This is a genomic window from Rhodococcus sp. IEGM 1318 (genome assembly GCF_033142465.1).
Lineage (GTDB): Bacteria > Actinomycetota > Actinomycetes > Mycobacteriales > Mycobacteriaceae > Rhodococcus_F > Rhodococcus_F qingshengii_B.
On the sequence record NZ_JAWLSC010000002.1, the window covers coordinates 464,331 to 486,474 of the forward strand.

The following is a 22,144-nucleotide window of genomic DNA, read 5'->3' on the forward strand; positions in this document are numbered from 1 at the left end:
AAGGAAGAACCAATGCCTGACGTTGTCATCTGTGAGCCCCTCCGTACCCCTGTCGGCCGCTTCGGCGGCGTATTCCGTGACGTCGCACCGGAGGATCTCGCCTCGACGCTGATCACCGAACTCGTCATGCGTACCGGCATTTCCGGCGCGGAGATCGATGACGTCATTCTCGGCCAGGCTTCGCCGAACGGTGAGGCTCCGGCGATCGGACGCATCGCGGCGCTGAACGCGGGTCTGGGTGTCGACGTTCCCGGCATGCAGGTGGATCGCCGGTGCGGGTCGGGATTGCAGGCAATCATCCAGGCCGTCATGCAGGTTCAGTCCGGTGGCAGTGACCTGGTCCTCGCGGGTGGTGCCGAGTCGATGAGCCAGGCCGAGTTCTACGCAACCGGAATGCGTTGGGGCGTCAAGGGTGAAGGTGTTGCGCTCAGCGATCGTCTCGCTCGTGCCCGCGTCACAGCCGGTGGACTCGACTTCCCGGTTCCCGGCGGAATGATCGAAACGGCGGAGAACCTGCGCGCCGAGTTCTCCATCAGCCGAGAGGATCAGGACGCACTCGCGGTGCAGTCACATCAGCGTGCAGTCGCCGCCCAGAAGAACGGCGTCTTCGCCGAGGAAATCGTTCCGGTATCCGTTCCGCAGCGCAAGGGTGAGGCCCTGATCGTCGACACCGACGAGCATCCGCGGGCCGACACCTCGATGGAATCGCTTGCACGCCTTCGTCCCATGCGCGCAAAGATCGACCCCGACTCCACCGTGACGGCAGGTAATGCCAGCGGTCAGAACGACGGCGCAGCGCTGGCGATCGTCACTACTGCCGACAAAGCTCGTGCCCTCGGACTGCGCCCCCTCGCACGCCTGGCAAGTTGGAGTGTCGCGGGCGTTCCCCCGCGCACCATGGGCATCGGTCCCGTCCCGGCGTCGGAGAAGGCACTCGGCCGCCTCGGATTGACCTTGGCGGACATGGATGTCATCGAACTCAACGAAGCCTTTGCGGCACAAGCCCTTGCAGTCCTGCAGAGTTGGAAGCTCGAGGCCGACGACCCACGCATCAACCCCAACGGCTCCGGCATCTCCCTCGGCCATCCGGTCGGTGCCACGGGTGCACGAATCCTGGCTACCCTGTTGCGCGAGATGGACCGTCGCGAAGCGCGTTACGGCCTCGAGACGATGTGCATCGGTGGCGGGCAGGGCTTGGCTGCGGTCTTCGAGCGCCTGTCCTGATCAAGCTCCGACGTGCGCGACGCCGGGGTCACCGAGTTCGCCGCGTAGACCGTCGAGAAAGACACGCAACAGTTCGGTCAGTTCGGCCTGCTGCTGCTCGGTGAGAATCGACGTGAGTTCGGCTTCACGGCCGAGGACTCGGTCCACCAATTGCTCCACCAGCTCGTGACCGGCGGCAGTGAGGGTCACGAGCACGATTCGTGACCCTTCCGCGGCGGGAGACCTCTTCACCAGACCCGCGTTCTCCGCGCGCGCGAGTCGCTGCGAGATCGCACCGGCCGTGACTCCGGTCTGCTCGGTGATCTGGCGAGTCGTCAACTGATACGGCTCGCCGGACCGGCGCAGGACACTGAGTAGGTCCAGAGTCGCGGTGTCCGCACCGGCCGAGGCGAGTACCCGTCGGCGGTCCTCACCGAGCAGCTTGGCGCACATCCACAGCCTGGTCACGATGCCGATACCCTCTACGGGCGTGCCCGGCCTTTCGCGAAGCCACGCCAAGGCAACCGCGTCCACCGCGTCGTCCGGGTTGTAGTCGCCCACCACTGCACACCTCATTTAGCTCTAAATGATACGTTCTTCGTATAGGTCTAAACGTAGCTCACGGAGGTAGGCATGACACGCACAGTTCTGGTAAGCGGCGGCGGAACAGGGATCGGGCGCGCAGTTGCAGCAGCGTTCGCCCGAGACGGAGACACAGTTTTTGTCACCGGCCGACGCACGGAACCACTCGAAAAGACCGCGGAGGAGTTGGGTTCCGATGTTCACGCCTTGACGTGTGACAACTCCGACCCGAAAGACCTGAAACGGCTGCAGGATTCGCTTCCGGGAACCATCGACGCCGTCGTGCACTGCGCCGGTGGCAACACGGACTTCGACCGCGAAGCACCGTCAGATCTGGAATCCCTGGCCGCCGGGTGGCGTGCCAATCTGGACTCCAACCTCATCTCCGCGGTGTTGACCACAGCAGCAGTTCGAGATCGAATCCCCAGTGGCGGTGCCGTCATCACCATCGGATCGATCGCCGCCGACAAGGGCGCGGGAGCGTACGGCGCTGCCAAAGCCGCAGTTGCGACGTGGAATATCGATCTGGCCGCCGAACTGGGCCCCGAAGGCATCACGGCGAACGTCGTCTCCCCCGGCTACATCGCTGACACCGAGTTCTTCCGAGACTTTCTGACGGACGAGCGTCGCGCGATGCTGATCGAGTCCACCAGCACCAAGCGCGCCGGAACACCGGACGACATCGCGTCGGCCGTCCACTTCTTGGCCTCACCTGGCGCCCGGCAGATCACCGGCCAGGTACTGGCAGTCAACGGCGGTGAGAGAACCAGTCGCTGATCATGCCAGGTGGCGCTCGAAGAACGAGTCGATTCGCTTCCAGGCATCCTGCGCTGCAACAGGATCGGGACCGATTCCGACGATGCGCTCCAACGGACGAAGCACCTTGGGTCCGGCCTCCGCGTCGTTGAGGAACGCGTGGCCGGCGGTGGGGTACTCCTTGACGTCGTTCTCGATACCGGCATTGTTGAGCGCCGTCTCCAGTTTCGCTGCTGCGCCCCGGAGCGAAAAGTCCTTGCCTCCGAAACTCCCGACGATCGGGCACGCATCCACCACGGCCTCATCGAGTTTGCGTGGAAGCTGACCGTAGTTGACCGATGCAGCATCGAAATCTCCGGCGCTGACCATCGCGAAGCCGCCGCCCATACAAAATCCGATGACACCGATCTTTCCCGTGCAGTCCGGAGATTCCACCAACCAACTGCGAGCGACTTCGATGTCGGTGAACGCCTTGCCGTGGCCTCGAAGCATCGACGTCATGGTGGGCACGAGGCACCGCTTCGCCCCGCCCGCGCTGTAGAGGTCGACGGCGAGCGTCAAGAACCCCGCAGCGGCCAGCCGCTTGGCTTGACGCTGCATTACCTCTTCGAGCCCGAAGGCCTCGTGAATCATCACTACCCCCGGCCACGGGGCGGGGGTAGTGGGTGTTTCAAGTATGGCTCGTAGCGGTTGTGATCCGCCGACTACTGCGGCGCGGCCCGTCAGATCTATGTCCACCATGTCTCGATGCTAGGCCGACACGGCGTCCATAGGCTCGGAAGCGAGGTCAGGGAAGCTGTTTCCCCTGGCCCGCCGCAAGCCCGGTCAAGGCCTCTGCGAGCTGCGGCAAGGCGTACGGCGCGCTCAGTGGACCGAAATTGTCGACGAAGGCATTCGAGAGCAGTAGTTCGACCGGCGCGTAAGCTCGAGCCTTCACAGCGGGGAGGTTCTGGAAAACTGCGAAGTCTTCCAACCTCGCCGTCGCCTCCGGATCAGATGCGAGGCTGAGCAGAATGTCTGCGGGCGCGAGTACTTCGGCCTGCTCCATCGACAGAGCAGCCATCTGCTCGGCGTTGTATCCGCGATAGTTGAGTCCGAGTTCGCGCAGCAGAACCCCGGGCGCACTGGCATCCCCTTGCACATACAACTGATCGCCGTACATTGAGCCGATCATGATGGCCTTGCCGCCCAGACCGTTGAGTGAAGCTGCCGTGTCGGAGATCAGGGCATCGGTCCGGGCGATCGCCGCAGTAGCGGCCTCGTCGACAAAAGCCGCCTGGCCGACCGTGGCGACGCCGTCACGCCACGACGTGGTCCAGTCCAACGCCACGACCGGCGCGATCTGCCTGAGCTTCTCAGCCGCAGGTTCGAGATAAGTCTTCATACCGATGATGAGGTCCGGCGAGTAACCCGCGATGATTTCCGGATTGATTTCGCCTGTGGTGCCGAAGCTTTCGAGATCAGCTATCCCAGCGGTACTCTGCCACGGCAGAGCGCCGCGGTCCCACGCTCCCGTATTGCCGTAGGCGACGGGGTGCACGCCGAGGGACAGGAGGAATTCGAGATCCGTGAAGTCGCTGGCGACAACGATCCTTTCCGGCTTTCCCGAGATCGTGGTGGTTCCGAGCGCATTGATCACCTTGCGTTGTTCGCCGGCATCAGCGGCATCTGAAGTCGTCGAACAACCCGCAAGGATGGCGGCCGCTGCCGCCGCGCCTACACCGAAGAACCCACGGCGACTGAGCTGGTCCACAAGTTCAGCGGACGTCGGTGATTCGCGAATCGTTCCGTACACGTGTGCACTCTCCTTATCGGCGTCTGCTGCGCGCGCCGAGGGCACAGCAGATGAGAGGTTAGCCCACCCTCAGCTCCCATGGGGTCCCTACGCTGTCGAGTTCGAGCGATCGGAGCGCGAGAACACAGCTGGGCAGCTTTCTCGCTGGTCCAGCCCGCAGGCCGGCATGCGAACCGCTAGTCCGGGCCTTCGACGGATTGATCAGACAAGTGTTGAAGATCGCTATCCCTCCCCCCTCGTCGGCCCCTGACAACGCGCTTATGCATGTCGCCCACCGTTCGACTTGCGCGGCATGGGAGGATAGACACATCGAGATCGGGACTTCGATGTGAGGGCCCGGATCGAGTTTGTAGGGAGTTTGTATGGCACAGGGCATCGTGAAGTGGTTCAACGGCGAAAAGGGCTTTGGTTTCATCGCTCCCGACGACGGAACACCGGACGTGTTCGTTCATTACTCTGAGATCTCGGGCAACGGCTACAAGTCGCTCGACGAGAACCAGCGTGTGGAGTTCGAGGTTGGCCAGGGCCAGAAGGGTCCTCAGGCCACCAATGTGCGCGCTGTCTAATCAGTGACACATGAAGAGGGCCGCACCCGCAAGGGTGCGGCCCTCTTCTGCATCAAATTCACCCCTGAATCACTGACCCTGAATGACGGCCAAAGCTCCCACGATGTTCGACTCCGCAACCGACTTCGAGATTCCGAGATCAGCCAGAACACCTGATCCGTCTTCGAGTTCGAGCAGCGCGAGCAGGATGTGCTCGGTTCCGATGTAGTTGTGGCCCAGGCGAAGAGCCTCACGGAACGTCAGTTCCAGGACCTTGCGCGCACGAGCGTCGTACGGAATGAGTTCTGGTAGTTCGGAAGTCGGCGCCGGTAGTACACCGGCTACTGCAGCTCGGACGGATCCGAGCTCCACCCCCTGCGCCACTATCGCCTTCGCAGCCAACCCGGCGGGCTCCTCGACAAGCCCCAGGAGCAGGTGCTCGGGCTGGATCTCTGCGTTACCTGCGGCGCGGGCTTCGTTCTGCGAGGCCATGACGACGTTCTTCGCCCGGGGAGTGAATCGGTTGAATCCTTCGTTCGGATCCATCGGCTTCTGATCACTCGACGCCTTGGGAACAAAACGCTTCTGCGCAGCCTGCTTCGAGACACCCATGCTCGCGCCGATCTCCGTCCACGACGCTCCCGACCTGCGCGCCTGGTCGACGAAGTGGCCGATCAGATGATCTGCAACTTCACCGAGATGGTCAGCGGCGATCACGGCGTCGGAAAGCTGGTCGAGCGCGTCGGTGTGCACCTTCTTGATCGCGTCGATGAGGTCGTCGAGTCGAACCTTGTTGGTCATTTCCACTGGCTTACTCATGCGTCAACCCTAGGTTGACGCAATCGAAAACGTCAACCCTAGGTTGACGATCGTCTTCGCCGCCCAGTGATCAGCCGGAAAAGAATTCACGCAGAGCCGGGACAATAGCGTCGTCGGCGACGCCATGACCCTGACCGGGGATCTCCAAAGTCTTTGTCCCCGAGACTTTTGCAGCGATACGCATCGCTGAGGCAGGTGCCCATCGACCACTGTCACCGCCGTACATGACCAACGTGGGGACGGTAATCGAGGCCAGCCAGTCGAGCGACTCGCAGCCGTGATCACACACCGCGACGTCATAGGGCAAGGTGTGCGCGATGGCGCACATTTCGGGCCAATCGGTACTGCGCTTGATCTCGTCGACCATCTCCGGAGACGCGCCGGTCAGGTCCAGAAAACGGGTCACAGCACCTTCTCTGTCGCCGGCCGCAATCAACCGCTCCAGATCACTTTGGACGGTTTCGTCTTGCTGGTCGTCGTCCATGTACGGCGCCTCGTAGACGGCGAGCTTACGCATCGGAACGGCCTGCGCAGCGGCTTCCAATGCCAGCGCCGCACCCGACGACAATCCGTAGATCAGCGGTGTTTCACCGGTGGCCGCGACAACTGCTCGCAAATCCTCCACCTCGTCGCCGATCGAGAACGCGTGGCTGTCACCGCTGTCCCCGCGCCCGCGCCTGTCGTACGAATACACCGTGAAGTCCGACGCCAACTCCCCAGCGAGAGAATCGAACCATCCTCGATCGCAGAACGCTCCGGCAACCAGAACTACTGCTGGTCCGGCACCGGAGCGTTCGTACGCGATGGTCGTACCGTCGCGGGATTGCACTACCTCTGGGGATTGCTCTGTTTTCACGTCGATCTCCTCAGGTCTGGTCAATGCCTACCTGATTAGACCGCCCGCACTACCGAAACTCATCGGTCCAGTCGGCAGAGGCTTCAGCTGATCTTGTTGTAGAGCGCATCCCAACCCTGTGCCACGTACGAAATCGTGTAGATCGAACCGTAGAACGTGGAGCCACCCAGACTGGTGACGTTGCCCGCCTGCACTGCCGGGAGTCGCTGCCACAACTTGCTCGCCACCAATGCCTGGTACGCGGCACTGTCCTCGTTTTCGGTGATCATGAAGCCGTCGACGCCGGCCAGCACACCGAGTCCTTCGAGGCTGACGCCGCCCTCGGGATCGAGGCCCTCCGAGGTCGCAGTTTTGCCACCGATGTCGCCGAGCGTCATGTCGCTGGGCTTGTCGCCCTTCTCGGACGTACGGATGCTCGTGACGTACAGCGTGTTCGTGTCTGGCATGAACGAGACACTGGCGACTGTCTTGGACGCAATCTTCTCGGCATGACGACTACGGATGTCGGAAATCAGATTGTCGTAGTCGAGCGTCAATCGATCGAGGGTGGCTGTTCGACCGAGCCAGCCCGACAGTCGCGAGAGGTTGGTACGCCAATCATCGGTGAACTCGGTCGTCAGAACCGGTGCGATGGTGGACATCTCGGCGACCGGCCACCACTCGCTCTCGTAGTTCAGGCACACTATCAGGTCAGGTTCGAGCGCCAAGATCTGCTCGCGGTTGGGGATCTCCGACAGGAACGGTACCGACGAATCGATGGGTACCCACGGTGTCGCCTGGGCGTACGTGTAGCCGACGAGCGGAAGTTCCAGAGCTACAGCAGGTTCCAGATCGAGCCGCGAGTCGATCGCGACAACCCTCTTCGGATTGACGGGAATGTCGTAGGTACCGAGAGGTGTCGTCACAGAACGCATTTCGGTTTCACCCGAACTGCTCCCGCTGTCACCGCAGGCCGCCAGGAACGCGCCCAGTCCGGCGATCCCGGCACCGAAGCCGAACTGCCGACGTGTGAGGTCCGAAACGAGGCGGTTGTCGGAGTAGCCCTCGGGAAGCAAGAGCATGGATTGAGCGGGCATGCGTGTCGAACCTCCAGAAGAAATGAATCATCCACTGTTGCGAGCGGATAAGGATGCCCTAACAGCGTACGCAGGGAGGGTCGTCGCGATCGGCCCAGAAATAGTCGAATCAGGCCAATTCGCACCCCTTACTTGTCGAGTTTGCGCATCTCGACGAAGTAGACCGCACTGAACGCGAGGTAGGTGCCGACGATTCCGAGGACCGAGATGATCAGGACGAGAGCGAGAAACATAGCCATGATGGTCTCCACTGACACGGGTTGTTCACGATGTCGATCGAGAGAAAATGGCTTCGAACTGCGGCGCTGCGACTCGAAGCGGGGCCGAAACTTTCGGTTACGCACATCACGCTAGCCCCAGGCGTCTCGAGTTTCGATGAACTCGAGGTGAACTCTCCTACGGCTACGTCACACTTTTCTGTCGGACAGTCAGTTCGGTCCGAGCACCTGTCCGGACCATTCGACCAAGGGCGTCAGTGCGCGCCACGCTGTGCGAACTTCCTTCAATGTCCTGGCGCTGTCCAGCCACGACGGGCTTGGGTAACTACGACCAGCAGTCAGCGACTTGTGACGCAGCAATTCGATCCGCGGGTGGTCGACCGTGTATCCGCGAGGTGCCGTCTTGAGCTTGTCGCCGCCGATCGTGAATCCGGCCTTCTCGACGGAGGCCAAGATCTTCTCGAGCTCCGGCCCTCGAACGTCGTCGTCGACAGCCGCACGATAACGCGCGATGGTCTCCGAACTGCTGGCGTAGAAACCACCGGCCACCATCAACCCTGCCGCGTCGATCTGCACGTAGTAGCCACAGCTCTCGGCGAGACCGACGAACGCTCCCTGGTGCGTCTTGTACGGGATCTTGTCCTTCGAGAATCGAACGTCACGATATGGCCGAAAGAGCTTGGCCGTGCCGAATTCGTCCTCCAACGCCGCGGTCAACGACGCCATCGGACGACGAACCACCTCGTCGTACGTCTCCTTGTGCGCTGCCCACCAGGTCTTGCTGTTGTCAGCCTCCAGGTCTTCGTAGAAGTCGAGTGCAGCAACGGGTATGCCAGTGAACGCAGCCATGGCGTAAGCCTAGCTGCCTGTACGGCTTTGGACCGCCTGCCCTGCGACGATGCCCGGATCGGCCGGAATCCGTAGAATGCATGGGGATGATTTCCGAAATACAAGCATGGGAACTGACCGACACCAACCGAGACTGGCTGATACACCGACCCGTCGAGATCGCGATCTACGTGGCGCTCGCAGTCGTTCTGCGCTTCGCACTGCACCGCGGGATCGATCGAATGTCGAAGCCTCGCAAGTCTCCGAACGCCAAGGTGAACGAGCGCCGATCGCAGCGAGCCCGGACCATCGGTTCGGTACTCAAATCGACGGTGTCCATCGTCATCCTCGTCTGGTGTGTGCTGCAGATCCTCGGCATTCTCGGGATCAACGTCGCGCCGTTCATCGCATCCGCCGGAGTCATCGGTCTTGCCATCGGTTTCGGTGCACAAAACCTGGTGCGTGACTTCCTCTCCGGCATCTTCATGTTGCTCGAGGATCAGTACGGTGTCGGCGACGTCGTCGATCTCGGTGACGCGGTCGGCACCGTCGAAACAGTGGGCCTGCGTGTCACCACGATTCGAGATGCCAACGGCACCTTGTGGTACTGCCGCAATGGCGAAATCCTGCGAGTGGGCAACATGAGTCAGGGTTACGCCACTGCAGTTCTCGATCTCCCGATCGCCCACAACGCGAACGTGCACAAAGCGTGCGAGGTGGCGACGCGAGCTGTCCTCGAGGCGGCGGAGTCCGAACCGATCAGGGCGGACATGATCGACAAACCGGAGATGCTGGGAGTCAATTCGGTTACTGCCGAGGCAATTACCATTCGAGTGACGGCGCAGGTCAAGCCTGGGCGCCAGTGGGCAGTCCAGCGCGCATTTGCACGCTCGGCGCTGACTGCGTTCGAAGAGCAGGGAATCGAGGCACCTTACCTGCCTGTTCTACGCTGACGGTTGAGACGGAATCGTCTGCCCTTTCCATCAATTACGCGAGCCCCCGGCGGGGTCGAAACCACCGGGGGCTCGCTGGTGCCTGAAGCACGATTCAGACGGTGGAGGTCGAGACCTCCCGATCTGCCGAGCTGTTGCCAAACACCCTGTGCAGGAACATCGTCAGAGCAATTGCTGCCACGATTCCGATCAGCGGCGGGATTCCCACCTCGAACTCACCGGAAAGCCAAGCGAGGAACGCTGCGACGGCATAGACGGCGAGGTTTCGCCAGTGGACCGGCTGCGGGGTGTATCCCTCGGGAATGCCGCGCCGCCACCGGCACAGGAAGTCCGCGATGATCACGCCGCCCAATGGCGGGATGAACGTTCCGAGCAGGCTCAGATAGTCGACAAGATGGTTGTGCACACCGGTCAGGGCGAGCGCCGTGCCGATCACACACCCACCGATGACGAACGGGGTCTTGCGGGGCTTTCTGAACAATTCGGCGCCGGCCACCCCGAAGGCGTATGCGGTGTCTGCGTTGCTCTTCCAGAGGTTTCCGAACAGCAAGACCAGACCCCAGCCGACAAGCCCGAGGTTGTAGAGAATCAGCACGAAGTCACCCTCGTGGAACGTGATGGCTCCGATGGCACCGAACAGGATCATCAATCCGTTTCCGAGCAGGAACCCGATAACGCAGGCCCACACCGCTTGTGATCCGGAACGGGCAAACCTGGTCCAGTTGGGCGCTTGCGTTCCCGCCGATACAAATGTGCCGACCACAGTGGTGATTGCGAGCGCGATCGTCATGGTCGTCTGTGGTTGAACCGAGACCAGGCCGGAGAATCCACCGACTTCCTCGAGGGACCGGAACACGACCCAGCAGGCCAACGCCAGAATCAAGGGCGTCGAGACGAGCGAGACCCAATACATTCCGCGGTAGCCGTAGCAGGCGGTGATGCACATCAAGATGCTCGCCGCGATCATCACCGACGCCCGCGCGAGATAGGAATCCCAGCCCAATGCCTGCGCGGTGAGATCGCCGATCGTGCCGATGATGACTCCGTACCAGCCGATCTGGGTACCGCCCAGCAGGATCGAAGCGAGCTTGGACCCGCGAGTGCCGAAACTGTAGCGCGCCATCACAACTGTTGTCAGCCCGGTTCTGGCTCCGACGAACCCCATCATGGCGACGTAGACCCCCAAGATGGCGGATCCGGCGGCGATCACCACCATCAGTTTCCAGAACGAGAACGCGGTACCGAGCGCTGCTCCGGCCAACATCGTCGGCGTGAAGATGGTGAACCCCAGCAACACCACCGCGAGCGAGAAGAACGGCTTTCGTGCATGAAGCGGAACCGGACTAACGGGATAGTCCGGATCGACGGGGTGACCCGCACTCTCCGAATCGCTTGCGGCCGTGGCAGGTTCGACGGCGCTGCTCATACAACTTCGCCGATGTCTTCGAGCCACAGGCTCGGGCGCTCGGCCAACATGCGGTCCATCAGTGCCACACACTCCGCGTCATCGACGACGTCGACCTGAATTCCGCTGCTGCGCAACCATTCTTCCGACGCCTCGAAGGAACGATTTTCGCCGACCACGATTCGAGGGATCTCGTACAGGCGCGCCGTTCCGGCGCACATGAAGCACGGTGACAAAGTCGTGTAGAGGACACACTCGCGATACACCGAGGCCGGCAGTCGTCCGGCGCGCTCGATGCAGTCGGTCTCTCCATGACGGATGGCGCTGTTCATCTGAACCCGGCGGTTGCGTCCGACTGCGAGGACCTCGCCGCGGTGAATCAGCGCCGCGCCGATCGGCACGCCGCCCTCCTCCCAACCGATCTTCGCCTGTTCGATCGCAAGTCCGAGAAAATACTCATCGGTGTGTGCCGGGTGGTTCATGTGCGCTCCTGGAGTCTGACCAAAATCGTCGATTGTGGCTCGTGTCACAATCCGACCACGGTGGTAACAGCCCGACAAGGGACAACCTGTCAGTTCGGCAGAACTAGCTCTATGACGAAGTGCCCCCTCGGCGGACGATATAGAAATGCTCCCGACTCTGCGACAAGTTCTTGCGATGCCCTCGTTCAAGGCCGCCGCAATCGAGGTGCTCGCGGGCGACGTCGACACCGCGGTGGTCCGCTGGGTCCATTCGTCCGAGGTGTACGAGATGGGTGGGCTGCTGTCCGGAGGTGAGGTCCTCCTGACCACGGGCCTCGGTCTGCACGGGCGATCTCCCGAGCAGCTCACCGCCTACATCGACCAGTTGGCGGACGCGGGATGCGTCGCGCTCGCGATGGAGGTCGGCCGCTCGTTCCTCACGGCCCCTCCCGAACTCGTCGAAGCATCGCGCCGACGCGGGCTCGCGTTCTTGGCCCTGCACGCAGTAGTGCCCTTCGAGCGGATGGTCGAAGACTTTCACGACCTCATGCTCCGCCGCACTCTCGGTTCGGCACAGGCGGGCGAGCCTGTCTGGCAAGAACTTCTGAGTCTCGTGGTGGCAGGCCAGGGTATGACCGCGCTGCTCGACAAGGTGTCACGACTCGCGGGGTGCGGCGTCGATCTCCTCGACGCGGATGGCAGAACCGTCGAGCGCAGCACAACCGGCGCAGAGCGATCCGAGACCGAACGCACGATCCACGACGTACGCGGTCCGACGAACTCACTCGGTCGACTTGTCCTGTGCGGGCCCGCAACTACACGCCGAACCGCCGTCGCAAACTGCGCCGCCGTCGCAGTGGCTCTGGAACTCGGCCGTCACGGCGATCTCGGCCCAAGACAGTCACTCGCCCAATCGGTGATCACCGACGTGGTGGGCGGTGTGCTCACATCGCACGGCGACTTGTCCGAACGACTGACAGCGGCCGGGTGGACGCCATTGTCGGAGGGGCACCACGTCCTCGTCGCCGCTGTCGACATCGATCGGCAAACGCCGGTTCGAGAGCTCGCTGACCAAGTACGCGACGCCGTGCGGGCCGTGCTCGGCTCCTGTGTCGTCGGGACTGCGGCCAATCACGTCATCGTGCTCGCGCATGGGTGGGCGTCCGCATCCCCCGCTCGAGTGCGGACTGCGTTCACCGAAGCCGACGAGCTGCTACGCCGCGGGCCGGGCGGTTCCGCGGTACGCACGCTCGGAGTGGCGACGCCGGTCGAGGATCTGTCGGGCGTCGGGGCGGCGGTCGCGCAAGCTCGCGAAGTCGTCCAGATCGCGCGGCGTTTCGGCACCCGGACCGGAGTGATCCTCGCGAGGGACGTCGGCGTCCAACGACTGCTCGCCGCCGGCACGACACCCGCTTCCTTGTCCTCGTTCGTCACGGAGCAACTCGGTTCGCTGATCGCTTACGACACAGCACATTCCGCCGATCTCGTCCGGACACTCGACGCGTACCTCGCACACCGGGGCGGCAAGGCGAGAACCGCGGATTTCCTCGGCATTCGGCGCCAGTCGCTCTATGCACGGCTCACTCGTATCGAGAAGCTGATGGGAGTTTCCCTCGACGATCCGGCGCAGGTGGTGTGTCTCGGGCTTGCACTGACCGCATGGCGCATGCGTACCGGCCTTGACCCACAAGCTGCGTTCGAGCGTCTCCCCGGGTGAGCGACAACCTCTGCGATGATGAACGAATGACCGGAGCAGCGGAATTGATGATCGAGATCCCTGCCGGCGAGGTGCATCTCAGAGACGATCGCAAAGGCACTGCGTGGACCTCGAAAGTCGAATCATTCCGCCTCGCTCGCCATCTCACCACCAGGGCACTGCTTCACGGAGATTCGGCGGACGATCCGAGCAAACCCGCGGTCGACCTCTCGTGGAAAGACGTCATCGCAACCTGCAACACACTGTCAGTCGCGGACGGTCTGTCGCCCGCGTATCACGACATCGACACCGAGTCTCCCCGGTGGGACCGGGCGGCAACCGGCTACCGACTCGCCACCGAGGCCGAGTGGCAGTACGCGTGCAAAGCCGGCACCTCCGGCTACCGCTACGGCGAAATCGACGAGATTGCCTGGTACAGCGACAATTCAGAAGGACGAGCACATGACGTCGGGATGAAGGCACCCAACAACTGGGGCCTGTACGACATGATCGGCAATGTCTGGGAATGGTGCTGGGATCTCTACGACCCCGAGGTTTACGGCACGTACCGGATCTTCCGCGGCGGCAGTTGGGCCGAAAGTGAGCGCGGTTGCGGCGCTACCGTACGGAGGCGAAGCCACCCGACGTTTGCTATCGATGACTTGGGATTTCGCCTAGCTCAGACGATCTGAGGGCAGACGGCCGAGGACTTCGAGCACAGCCTCGATCTCTTCTCGACTGCGCAGCCGAACTATCGGCAACGACGGCACATCGACAAGGACCGTGGCCATACGCCCGACGTTGCGTCCGTCGCTTCGCCAGGCCCAGCGCACCACATGATCCGGATCGAACAGAATGGTGTGCAGTGGCGGCTCCATGTTGCGATTCCACAACACCTCTCGCTGCAATCGCCGACGCACGGTTCGTGTGATCACCTGGCGCATCACCGTCCGCCGAGGCAGATCCAACCACAGCATCAGGTCCGCACGCTCGGCCAGAAGCTCACGCACCGCGCCGTACTGCCACTCGGTCACCCAGGCCGGCTCGCTGGAAAAGCGTCGTACTTCGGTTTCGAAACTCTCGAGCGGAACCCAGTCGGGCCCGTGGAACAGCGAGTCCAACTCAGTGTGTTCGATCCCGAGAAGCTGCCCGATTCGACCGGCGAGAGTCGTCTTTCCGGCGCCCGAGGTCCCCGCGACAAGGATCTTCTGCGGACGAGTCGTCAGCGAGGCGGGGTCTACGAAAGGCACCGATACACACTAGGTGCCTTTCACTTCGCAGTCCACCCATTCGATGTAACCGGTGCCGTTGATCGACGCACCGTCGAAGCTTCCCCGGTAGGTGTACGCGCCGACGTATCCCTTACCGTGGCCATAGCGCCACTCCGAGTCGATCTCGGCCTCGAACTCGACAATCGCCCTGCCGTAATCGCGTACCTGCCAACGCAGTACGCGCGGCACACGCATCTCACGTCCCTGCGGGTCGACATGCAATGCGTCAGCGTACTCGAGTACGTCGAACACCACATTGTCGAAGACTCTTGCGCTGCCGTCCACCGTCCGAATGTAGGCGAGCTTGCACGCCGTAACCCCTGAAGCTCGAACATCGGTGAGCAACAATTGATGCCGGTCGTCGGGCTGAACGATCTGGTAGGTGAAGAAATCGGCCGGGAGCTTCCAGGACTCGGGAAGGGCGCGGCGGGTCAACGATTGCGGTGTCATACACCGCGCGTATTCGACGGTGCACGGAGCCGAAATACTCACCGGGCCATCCGGACTCGAGATCGTCCCGGAACACTGCGCCAGCAGACTGACGTGGTCGTAGACGGGATTGCGCACGAACCACGACGCTTGATCTGATGCCACGATCTCGAGATCGACGTCGAAAGAGTCGTATCGTCCGGTGACACGGAACTTCGGATAGCTGTTGTCGATGATCAGGTTGTCACCGAAGGCGATTCGCGAACCATCTTCTTCGAACGCACACTCATCGGCCGCGTCGTACGCCCGATAGAAGTGATGCCCCGGCGCTGCGGTAGAACTCAGCACGGTTGCAGTGTTTCGCGCGTCGGGTGCAGCGAGATAGTCGTTGTCGAACACCACCGTCCCGGTTGCACCGATCAACGTCATGATGTTGAGGTAACGGAAAGGCCCTGGCAGCCGGGGAACGAAGATCCCGTAGTGCGTCCACGCGAACTTCCGCGAAGCCAGGTGCGGACGCATCATGTCGGGCCGATCGAACGGGCGTACCGATTCCGCCATTCGCTTGTCGATCAGCGGTAGCGCGCCGTCCAGCAAGGCCCGAACCGCGGGTCGCCACAATCGGCGCGAGCGGGTGGCTGGAACAGGGTCGGAACGATCAACGGTTTGTCCGGTCACGCCCCTAAGTTAATGTAACCAGCCGTAACAAACAAGTGTCGAAGTTTCCTCGACGACCTCACACCCTGAACACCCGCGCCCTGCCCACGGGGCGAATAGCATGTGAGAATCCGCGTACCGGAACCGGTCGCAGAGAGGGCGCAACAATGCAGCACGAAGAGTCGTCGTTCACCGGAGTAGCCGGCACCAAGATCGTCTACGACGTGTGGACACCGGACCGCGAACCCACCGGGGTTCTTGTCCTGTGCCACGGACTCGGCGAACACGCGAGGCGCTACGACCATGTTGCTGCGCGGCTCGGGGAACTCGGGCTCATCGTGTACGCACCCGACCATCGCGGACACGGACGCTCTGGCGGCAAGCGCGTTCACCTGAAGGAATTCTCCGACTTCACCGACGACGTCCACACGTTGTTCTCGATCGTGACGGCGGCACATCCCGGCAAGGACAAGTTCCTGCTCGGCCACAGCATGGGAGGCGCAATCGCACTTTCTTATGCCCTCGACCATCAGGCCGATCTCAAAGCACTCGCCCTGTCCGGACCTGCTGTGATCATCGCAACCGGCACTCCGAAGATCGTGATGCAGCTGGGCAAGATCGTCGGCAAGTACCTCCCCGACGTGCCTGTCGAGAACCTGGAAGCGGCTGCCGTATCGCGTGACCAGAAGGTTGTCGACAAGTACAACGCCGACCCGCTGGTTCACCACGGCAAGGTTCCTGCCGGAATTGCGCGCGGCATGATCACCGCCGCGGAAGGCTTCCCGGCGCGCCTGCCATCGCTCACCATTCCCGTACTGCTTCAACACGGCTCGGACGACCGATTGACGGACCCCGCCGGCAGCAAGCTCGTAGCAGAGTTGGCCGGTTCTTCGGACGTCACCTTGAAGGTGTACGACGGCTTGTATCACGAGATCTTCAATGAGCCTGAGCAGGAAGAGGTTCTGAACGATCTGATCAAGTGGCTGCGCCCGCGGGTCACCGGAGCATAATCATGTCGACGTGCGGGATCCTGCTGGCTGCCGGGGCCGGATCCCGCATGGGCAAACCGAAAGCTCTCGTTACGGGCACGGACGGCCAGCCTTGGCTTCGCCACGGGGTGGCGACACTGCAGTCCGCCGGACTCTCACCGGTCATCGTGGTTCTCGGCGCACAGGCCGAGGACGCCGTCGAACTGCTGCCCACCACCGATGTCATTGTGGTGAAATCGGATTGGGAACGGGGAATGAGCGCATCACTACGCTGCGGACTCGAGGCAGCCATGCAGATCGAGGGTGCCGAGGCGGCAGCGATCTCCCTGGTCGACGTCCCGGACCTGAACACCGACACCGTGACGCGAATCGCGGGTCAAGACATCCCATCACGAAACATACTGCGAAGAGCTGTCTTTCACGGAAGGCCCGGCCATCCTGTCCTGATCGGACGCGACCATTGGCCGACGCTTGCAGAGTCACTCACCGGGGACGGCGGCGCCAACACCTATCTACGCGAACACGGCGTGGAGTTGGTGGAGTGCAGCGACCTCAGCAGCGGCGTCGACGTCGACTATCCCGAAGCCTGATCGCACTGTCACAATCCTCCCAGGTGGTGGGTGTCCGAATTCGGTGTAAAGATGATCCGATGAAACGTACCGTCGCCGCCCTGCTCGACATCGAGATCGACGAGGCGACCAACCTGGAGTTCAAGATCGCGGTGACGCGCGCGCCGGGAGTCGAACTGCTGGAAACGATGTCGTTCGTCCATGACGGCAATCCGATCGAACCCCGTGAGGTCATCGCCGAACACGGCACCCGGATTCACCTACTCGACTGTGCCCCAGGCAAACTGATCGTCAGCTACGACGCGACCGCCATCGGCCGGGCAGCACCGGCGTCGGTCAGCGACTACGACGTATCGAAGTATCTGCGCCCCAGTCGGTATGCCGAGGCGGACAAGTTCTTCGGTTTTGTCGCCGGGCAATTCGATCTCGCCACTCCCCCGGCCGAACTCCTTCTCGAAGTCACTCGCTGGGTGAGTACACATTTGAGTTATGTTCCCGGCACCAGTCGCGGCACCGACAGTGCGGTCGACACCTTGCTCGCGGGCGCTGGAGTGTGCCGCGACTACTCGCACCTGACCATCTCACTTCTACGCGCCGTGGGGATTCCCGCTCGACTGGTGGCTGTCTACGCGCCGGGTTGCGATCCGATGGATTTTCACGCCGTCGTCGAAGCCAGTATCGACAACGTGTGGCGCGTGGTCGACGCAACGCAATTGGCGCCGCGCAGCAATCTTGTGCGGATCTCGACCGGGCGAGACGCCGCGGATACCGCCTTCCTCGACAACCACGGCGGTTCGATCACGTTGCATGCCTCGGAAGTTCGCGCAGTCGTCGACGGCGTTCTCGACAACGACGACTACGCGACCCTCACGTCGATCGGCTGAAACAGCGTCAGGCGCTGATCTGGTTCTGCGAGGCCATCGTTCGTTCGAGGAACTTAACTGTGAGATCGACGATCGCCTTCCCCTCTCGAAGAGCTTTGCCGATCACCGGGAAAGCATGGATCTGCCCACTCCAGATGTGCGTTTCGACGGCTTGTCCTGCCTTGATCAGGTTCTCGGTCATGATCTCGACGTCCGGACGCATCAATTCGTATTCGGCAGACACCAGGAACGACGGCGGAATCAGACTGGCATCGGCATTGATCGGAGACTCTGCACCGACTATTTCGTCCGGACCTTCGAGCCACCGGTCCTTGAGCTTTTCCACCTGTGACATCGGTAGGTAGGCATCGCGTTTCATGAAATCGGGATCGTGGTCCTCGAGGTTCACGTTGAGAAGTGGCGAGTAGCCGATCACGGCTGCGGGCCTCGTGATTCCGCGTAGTGCGGCAATTTCGGCGACCTTCATGGCCAGGTATCCGCCCGCCGAATCACCGGCAACCACAATCTTGTTCGGGTCTTCCGCTGACTCGAGCAACGCGGCGTACGCGGCCATTGCGTCCTTGACGGAGGTGCCGATGGAACCTTCCGGCAGTTGGCGGTAGCGCACGGAGATCACCGGTACGCCGGCCTTCGCCGACAGCAGGCCGCACAGTGCCCGGTGCGTTGCCAGACCGCAGAAGACGAACCCACCGCCGTGGAAGTACAGGATCGTGGCGCCGGCCAACTCGCCCTGCGCTTTGCGCGGATGCTTCACCTTCTCGCTGGGCACACCGCCCAGCGTGAAAGGCTCGATGTCGAGGTTCTTCGGCTTCGGCAGCTTGTCCGCCATCGCGTCGAGTCGCTCGAGTTGGCGGATACCGCGTTCGGTGGTCGGCCAGAGGGTGAACATCGGCTTCACGAACGTCCTGGTCAGGCAAAAGATAACCCGCGCTCGCGGACTCACGTTCCAATGCCATACCGTCGAATCTCGCGTCCGCATAGCGTCCTCCCAGGTCAAGCCGTTTTGTGCATTTGAGTTACACATACTTGTCGGCTGCTGTTGTGAACGATAACTGACGCTGCGTCAAAACGACACGACGGGTAGGGCTCAATTGCTCGAGCGTGTGCAAGTTCTGCTCGCGATCACGGCCGGGAGAGATACGCGGACAGTCCGCGGTGCCCTCCACACATCATCGCTTCATGATTCCACTCGAACAGCGGCTTCGCGATCTTCGAGGCCAGGCCGAGTGCTCCGGACACCGCTACTTGTTGCCGAAAGTCGGCGACGCAACCAGATCCAGCGGGGCGCACCGCCCAGCTACTCCAGCCGATCATTGCTCCGGAGAGATGCACTTTCAGGTAGCGCGCAATGGGGTCTTCGACCTCGCGTCGCCCGAAAACCAGCAACGTCAGAGGGACGGCGCTGCGGATGGCCATGGAGCCCGAATGCTCATCGGTCGTCCGGACTCGGCGTATCTGAGGCCACCACTGTGAATACCTCTCGGCGTCCGCGAGAACGTCGTAGACACGGTCGGCAGAGGCCGGGAGCGTCCAGACGCTGTGGAAATCGAAGTCCGTCACGGTTTACGGCGTCCGAGCTAGCCGGTGCGCACTGTGAGATCACCGAACAACGAATACGAGACAACACGAATAACCGGTGCACCTGGGCCGGGATCCTGTCGACCCCCGTCGAATTCCCGATCTCCGAAAAGGTCGAAGCCACCCAACTCGACTGAAACCCCCTCCGGAACTCGCAGCCTCGTGTCCCCGAAGATCGACACGATGGTGATCGTCGAGGAGGACGCTGTGATGGTTGCCGACCGCAGATCGAACTTGACGTCCCCGAACAACAGCAGGGCGAGTGTCTTTTTCGCCAAAGACCAACGGCCGGAGCGCTTCGTGTCACCGAAGACACCGACGATCGTTGTTTGCGGCGGCGACATCACAGCGGGTGGTGCCGCACTGAACGGCACGATCTGCTCGAGTTGCCCCCGATCCGCGGTGGGCGACCACACCACTGCTGCCTTGTCCGAGTACTCCTCGAGGGTCAAACGCCCTTCACCCACCGCGACTTCCAGACGCGCTTGGGCATCGACACGCAATTGATCGACGTCGTGGCCTTCTTCAGCAGCAGTCACCCAAGCACCGTAACCCGAACCGTGGGTGCCTACACGCCTGGCCCGCTCAGTACTCGAAGGTCTCCACCCGTCGCAGGATCTCTTCCGCGATCTTGGCGGGACTTCCACCCACGTCGACGACGATGGCCTGCTCATCCGGATCGACGGCCTCGAGCGTCGAGATCTGGGAATCGAGGAGCGAAGCGGGCATGTAGTGATCGAGGCGAGCGGTCAACCGCTGACCGATCTGATCCCGCGAACCGGCGAGGTGCACGAACACGACGTGCTCACCGCGAAGGACGTCGCGGTAGCTCCGCTTGAGTGCCGAACACGTGACGATTCCCGGCTGACCGGCGTCGGTGTGACCCTTGATCCAGACGGCGATCTTGTCGAGCCAGGGCCAGCGATCTTCGTCGTTCAACGGGTGCCCGGTCGCCATCTTGTCGATGTTCGCCTGCGGGTGGAGATCGTCGCCCTCTTGAAGGTCCCAGCCCATCGCTCCTGCGAGCATGCCGCCGACCGTCGACTTTCCCGAACCCGAGACACCCATCAGGACGAGCACGGGATACTGCTTCTGCTGTGCCGCTTCGCTGTTCATGTGCTCGCCTACCTAGATGAATGCGCTCAACACGAGCACTCCGGCCAGACCCGATACCGAGATGATGCATTCCATCACGGTCCAGGTCTTGAGGTTCTGTACCACGCTGACGCCCAGATACTCCTTCACCAACCAGAATCCAGCGTCGTTGACGTGTGAGAGGAAGAGCGAGCCTGCGCCGATCGCCAAGACCATCAGCGAGACATGTGCGGACGAGAGGTCGGCCGCGACCGGAGCGAGGATGCCCGACGCCGTCACCGTTGCCACCGTTGCCGAACCTGTTGCGACGCGGATCAATACCGCCACCAGCCAGGCCAGGAACAACACGGGAAGGCTGCTGCCCTTGATCGCGTCGGCGATCACTCCGGCGATACCGGTATCGATGAGGACCTGCTTGAATCCGCCACCGGCGCCGACTATCAACAAAATGCCTGCGATGGGAGGCAGGGAGCTTTCGAGTGACTTCGAGATGGCCTTGCGGTCCATACCGCCGCCGCGCCCCAGAAGCACCATTCCGACCAGAACCGCGAGACCCAGAGCGACAACGGGTGTTCCGAGGAAGTCGAGGACCGACTTGGGGAGTGCCTCGGAATCAGGAGCGATCACGTCGGCAAATGCCTTGCCCAGCATGAGAACAACCGGGAGGAGGATCGCTGCGAGAGTAGCCGCGAACGAGGGACGCTGCTTCTTCTCTTCCTCGCCTCGATCTTCGCCTGTGACAAAAAGATCCGGGACCTTCACGTCGACCCACCGTGCTGCGTACTTACTGAAAACCGGTCCGGCGAGAACAACCGTGGGGATCGCTACGAGAACACCGAGCGCGAGGGTGAGGCCGAGGTTGGCGTTCAAGGCCGAGACCGCAACCAGTGGCCCGGGGTGCGGCGGAACCAAACCGTGCATGGCCGAGAGGCCGGCGAGGGTGGGGATCGCGATGCGCATCAGGGACAGGCCGGAACGCCGCGCGACGAGGATGATGACCGGCATCAACAGGACGAGACCGATTTCGAAGAACATCGGCAGACCGATCACCGCGCCGACCAGAGCCATGGTCCACGGAAGCGCCTTGGTGCTGGATCGGCCCACCAGCGTGTCGACCACTCGGTCGGCACCGCCGGAATCGGCGAGGAGTTTGCCGAACATCGCGCCGAAACCGATCAGGATTCCGACGCTTCCCATGGTCGACCCGAAGCCGGTGGCGAACGCCGCGACCGACTCGGCCGATCCGAGGCCGGCCGCCAGACCGACGCCCACCGCGCCGATGGACAGCGCAAGGAAGGGGTGCAGGTCCAGCCAGGTGATCAGCGCGATGATGACCGCGACGCCGGCGACTGCAGCGATGATCAATCGTGCGTCGCTACCAGCGGGGACGACCTCGGCCGCCAGCAATGCTGTGGTGTTCATAGGGACTCCCAGTCCGATGAGTGATTGAGGTCACTGTTCCTTAATTAACCTACAATT

At 62.3% G+C, this 22,144-nt stretch carries 25 protein-coding genes; 9 read left to right on the plus strand and 16 right to left on the minus strand.

Annotated features, from left to right (window positions below; translation table 11 throughout):
* The first annotated feature begins 12 nt into the window (after positions 1–12).
* Entirely contained in the window at positions 13–1,224 is a 1,212-nt protein-coding gene (locus R4P65_RS06445; protein ID WP_317825867.1) for an acetyl-CoA C-acetyltransferase, read from the plus strand.
* On the opposite strand, the gene R4P65_RS06450 is transcribed toward R4P65_RS06445, so the two are convergent.
* Complete coding sequence (locus R4P65_RS06450; RefSeq protein ID WP_317825868.1) at positions 1,225–1,764, minus strand: MarR family winged helix-turn-helix transcriptional regulator; 540 nt, start codon at positions 1,762–1,764, stop codon at positions 1,225–1,227. It abuts the gene before it with no gap.
* Positions 1,765–1,836: 72 nt separating this feature from the next.
* On the opposite strand from R4P65_RS06450, the gene R4P65_RS06455 reads away from it, so the two are divergent.
* A complete protein-coding gene (locus R4P65_RS06455) occupies positions 1,837–2,562 on the plus strand; it encodes an SDR family oxidoreductase (RefSeq protein WP_317825869.1) in 726 nt (241 codons plus the stop codon).
* Here the strand turns inward: R4P65_RS06455 and R4P65_RS06460 are convergent, their stop codons facing one another.
* Positions 2,563–3,282, minus strand: a complete 720-nt coding sequence (locus tag R4P65_RS06460; RefSeq protein WP_317825870.1) for a dienelactone hydrolase family protein — start codon at positions 3,280–3,282, stop codon at positions 2,563–2,565. It lies immediately after the preceding gene.
* A 46-nt stretch (positions 3,283–3,328) separates the two neighbouring features.
* Positions 3,329–4,336 carry an ABC transporter substrate-binding protein gene (locus R4P65_RS06465; RefSeq protein ID WP_317825872.1) on the minus strand — a complete coding sequence of 336 codons (1,008 nt, stop codon included), beginning with the start codon at positions 4,334–4,336 and terminating at the stop codon, positions 3,329–3,331.
* A gap of 362 nt (positions 4,337–4,698) precedes the next feature.
* On the opposite strand from R4P65_RS06465, the gene R4P65_RS06470 reads away from it, so the two are divergent.
* A complete protein-coding gene (locus tag R4P65_RS06470; RefSeq protein WP_003939930.1) occupies positions 4,699–4,902 on the plus strand; it encodes a cold-shock protein in 204 nt (67 codons plus the stop codon).
* Between the two features lie 69 nt (positions 4,903–4,971).
* On the opposite strand, the gene R4P65_RS06475 is transcribed toward R4P65_RS06470, so the two are convergent.
* The 4 genes from R4P65_RS06475 to R4P65_RS06490 all read right to left on the minus strand — a co-directional run bounded on the left by R4P65_RS06475 (position 4,972) and on the right by R4P65_RS06490 (position 8,699).
* On the minus strand, positions 4,972–5,700 hold the full coding sequence (locus tag R4P65_RS06475) for a Clp protease N-terminal domain-containing protein (protein ID WP_317825873.1): 729 nt from the start codon (positions 5,698–5,700) through the stop codon (positions 4,972–4,974).
* Between the two features lie 70 nt (positions 5,701–5,770).
* Positions 5,771–6,556 (minus strand): alpha/beta hydrolase, encoded by a 786-nt coding sequence (locus R4P65_RS06480; protein WP_317825874.1) that lies wholly within the window; start codon positions 6,554–6,556, stop codon positions 5,771–5,773.
* 83 nt (positions 6,557–6,639) lie between these two features.
* Positions 6,640–7,632 carry an ABC transporter substrate-binding protein gene (locus R4P65_RS06485; RefSeq protein WP_317825875.1) on the minus strand — a complete coding sequence of 331 codons (993 nt, stop codon included), beginning with the start codon at positions 7,630–7,632 and terminating at the stop codon, positions 6,640–6,642.
* Between the two features lie 428 nt (positions 7,633–8,060).
* Positions 8,061–8,699 (minus strand): DUF2461 domain-containing protein, encoded by a 639-nt coding sequence (locus R4P65_RS06490; RefSeq protein WP_003939783.1) that lies wholly within the window; start codon positions 8,697–8,699, stop codon positions 8,061–8,063.
* 86 nt (positions 8,700–8,785) lie between these two features.
* On the opposite strand from R4P65_RS06490, the gene R4P65_RS06495 reads away from it, so the two are divergent.
* On the plus strand, positions 8,786–9,631 hold the full coding sequence (locus tag R4P65_RS06495) for a mechanosensitive ion channel family protein (protein WP_024487521.1): 846 nt from the start codon (positions 8,786–8,788) through the stop codon (positions 9,629–9,631).
* Positions 9,632–9,725: 94 nt separating this feature from the next.
* Here R4P65_RS06495 and codB read toward each other — a convergent pair whose 3' ends face one another.
* Both codB and R4P65_RS06505 read right to left on the minus strand, forming a co-directional pair.
* Entirely contained in the window at positions 9,726–11,057 is a 1,332-nt protein-coding gene (codB, locus tag R4P65_RS06500) for a cytosine permease (RefSeq protein WP_259116596.1), read from the minus strand.
* Positions 11,054–11,518 carry a nucleoside deaminase gene (locus R4P65_RS06505; RefSeq protein ID WP_003940577.1) on the minus strand — a complete coding sequence of 155 codons (465 nt, stop codon included), beginning with the start codon at positions 11,516–11,518 and terminating at the stop codon, positions 11,054–11,056. The genes codB and R4P65_RS06505 overlap by 4 nt, the downstream gene beginning before the upstream one ends.
* 175 nt (positions 11,519–11,693) lie before the next feature.
* Between R4P65_RS06505 and R4P65_RS06510 the strand changes: the two genes are divergently transcribed.
* Positions 11,694–13,214, plus strand: a complete 1,521-nt coding sequence (locus tag R4P65_RS06510) for a PucR family transcriptional regulator (protein ID WP_223257826.1) — start codon at positions 11,694–11,696, stop codon at positions 13,212–13,214.
* 26 nt (positions 13,215–13,240) lie between these two features.
* Positions 13,241–13,885: a formylglycine-generating enzyme family protein gene (locus R4P65_RS06515; RefSeq protein WP_030243927.1), complete on the plus strand. Its 645-nt coding sequence runs from the start codon at positions 13,241–13,243 to the stop codon at positions 13,883–13,885.
* Here R4P65_RS06515 and R4P65_RS06520 read toward each other — a convergent pair.
* Positions 13,868–14,443, minus strand: a complete 576-nt coding sequence (locus tag R4P65_RS06520; RefSeq protein WP_020909296.1) for a hypothetical protein — start codon at positions 14,441–14,443, stop codon at positions 13,868–13,870. The genes R4P65_RS06515 and R4P65_RS06520 overlap by 18 nt on opposite strands.
* 9 nt (positions 14,444–14,452) lie before the next feature.
* A complete protein-coding gene (locus tag R4P65_RS06525) occupies positions 14,453–15,571 on the minus strand; it encodes a DUF6670 family protein (RefSeq protein ID WP_317825876.1) in 1,119 nt (372 codons plus the stop codon).
* A 146-nt stretch (positions 15,572–15,717) separates the two neighbouring features.
* On the opposite strand from R4P65_RS06525, the gene R4P65_RS06530 reads away from it, so the two are divergent.
* From R4P65_RS06530 to R4P65_RS06540, 3 genes are read left to right on the plus strand one after another with little or no spacing between them, the layout of a single operon-like run.
* Positions 15,718–16,560, plus strand: coding sequence for a lysophospholipase (locus tag R4P65_RS06530; RefSeq protein WP_317825877.1), 843 nt, complete (start codon positions 15,718–15,720; stop codon positions 16,558–16,560).
* Between the two features lie 2 nt (positions 16,561–16,562).
* The gene (locus R4P65_RS06535) at positions 16,563–17,129 is read left to right on the plus strand and encodes an NTP transferase domain-containing protein (protein WP_046379382.1); all 567 of its coding nucleotides are present in this window, start codon (positions 16,563–16,565) and stop codon (positions 17,127–17,129) included.
* A gap of 59 nt (positions 17,130–17,188) precedes the next feature.
* Entirely contained in the window at positions 17,189–17,992 is an 804-nt protein-coding gene (locus R4P65_RS06540; protein ID WP_317825878.1) for a transglutaminase-like domain-containing protein, read from the plus strand.
* A gap of 7 nt (positions 17,993–17,999) precedes the next feature.
* Here R4P65_RS06540 and R4P65_RS06545 read toward each other — a convergent pair whose 3' ends face one another.
* The 5 genes from R4P65_RS06545 to R4P65_RS06565 form a co-directional block, all read right to left on the minus strand.
* A complete protein-coding gene (locus R4P65_RS06545) occupies positions 18,000–18,971 on the minus strand; it encodes an alpha/beta hydrolase (RefSeq protein WP_230815121.1) in 972 nt (323 codons plus the stop codon).
* Positions 18,972–19,114: 143 nt separating this feature from the next.
* Positions 19,115–19,552: an SRPBCC family protein gene (locus R4P65_RS06550; RefSeq protein ID WP_317825879.1), complete on the minus strand. Its 438-nt coding sequence runs from the start codon at positions 19,550–19,552 to the stop codon at positions 19,115–19,117.
* Between the two features lie 17 nt (positions 19,553–19,569).
* Positions 19,570–20,109, minus strand: a complete 540-nt coding sequence (locus R4P65_RS06555; RefSeq protein WP_317825880.1) for a LiaF domain-containing protein — start codon at positions 20,107–20,109, stop codon at positions 19,570–19,572.
* Between the two features lie 46 nt (positions 20,110–20,155).
* Positions 20,156–20,686: a gluconokinase gene (locus tag R4P65_RS06560; RefSeq protein WP_230815118.1), complete on the minus strand. Its 531-nt coding sequence runs from the start codon at positions 20,684–20,686 to the stop codon at positions 20,156–20,158.
* A gap of 12 nt (positions 20,687–20,698) precedes the next feature.
* Positions 20,699–22,087 carry a GntP family permease gene (locus R4P65_RS06565; protein WP_003939838.1) on the minus strand — a complete coding sequence of 463 codons (1,389 nt, stop codon included), beginning with the start codon at positions 22,085–22,087 and terminating at the stop codon, positions 20,699–20,701.
* Positions 22,088–22,144: the final 57 nt, after the last annotated feature.

Bases quoted from the DNA above. Each gene is read 5' to 3' on its own strand.
- R4P65_RS06460 (WP_317825870.1), bottom strand. From the start codon at position 3,282: ATGGTGGACATAGATCTGACGGGCCGCGCCGCAGTAGTCGGCGGATCA.
- R4P65_RS06560 (WP_230815118.1), bottom strand. From the start codon at position 20,686: ATGAACAGCGAAGCGGCACAGCAGAAGCAGTATCCCGTGCTCGTCCTG.
- R4P65_RS06535 (WP_046379382.1), top strand. From the start codon at position 16,563: ATGTCGACGTGCGGGATCCTGCTGGCTGCCGGGGCCGGATCCCGCATG.
- codB (WP_259116596.1), bottom strand. From the start codon at position 11,057: ATGAGCAGCGCCGTCGAACCTGCCACGGCCGCAAGCGATTCGGAGAGT.
- R4P65_RS06540 (WP_317825878.1), top strand. From the start codon at position 17,189: ATGAAACGTACCGTCGCCGCCCTGCTCGACATCGAGATCGACGAGGCG.
- R4P65_RS06545 (WP_230815121.1), bottom strand. From the start codon at position 18,971: ATGCGGACGCGAGATTCGACGGTATGGCATTGGAACGTGAGTCCGCGA.
- R4P65_RS06490 (WP_003939783.1), bottom strand. From the start codon at position 8,699: ATGGCTGCGTTCACTGGCATACCCGTTGCTGCACTCGACTTCTACGAA.
- R4P65_RS06485 (WP_317825875.1), bottom strand. From the start codon at position 7,632: ATGCCCGCTCAATCCATGCTCTTGCTTCCCGAGGGCTACTCCGACAAC.
- R4P65_RS06515 (WP_030243927.1), top strand. From the start codon at position 13,241: ATGACCGGAGCAGCGGAATTGATGATCGAGATCCCTGCCGGCGAGGTG.
- R4P65_RS06445 (WP_317825867.1), top strand. From the start codon at position 13: ATGCCTGACGTTGTCATCTGTGAGCCCCTCCGTACCCCTGTCGGCCGC.
- R4P65_RS06530 (WP_317825877.1), top strand. From the start codon at position 15,718: ATGCAGCACGAAGAGTCGTCGTTCACCGGAGTAGCCGGCACCAAGATC.
- R4P65_RS06505 (WP_003940577.1), bottom strand. From the start codon at position 11,518: ATGAACCACCCGGCACACACCGATGAGTATTTTCTCGGACTTGCGATC.
- R4P65_RS06470 (WP_003939930.1), top strand. From the start codon at position 4,699: ATGGCACAGGGCATCGTGAAGTGGTTCAACGGCGAAAAGGGCTTTGGT.
- R4P65_RS06475 (WP_317825873.1), bottom strand. From the start codon at position 5,700: ATGAGTAAGCCAGTGGAAATGACCAACAAGGTTCGACTCGACGACCTC.
- R4P65_RS06565 (WP_003939838.1), bottom strand. From the start codon at position 22,087: ATGAACACCACAGCATTGCTGGCGGCCGAGGTCGTCCCCGCTGGTAGC.
- R4P65_RS06455 (WP_317825869.1), top strand. From the start codon at position 1,837: ATGACACGCACAGTTCTGGTAAGCGGCGGCGGAACAGGGATCGGGCGC.
- R4P65_RS06510 (WP_223257826.1), top strand. From the start codon at position 11,694: ATGCCCTCGTTCAAGGCCGCCGCAATCGAGGTGCTCGCGGGCGACGTC.
- R4P65_RS06495 (WP_024487521.1), top strand. From the start codon at position 8,786: ATGATTTCCGAAATACAAGCATGGGAACTGACCGACACCAACCGAGAC.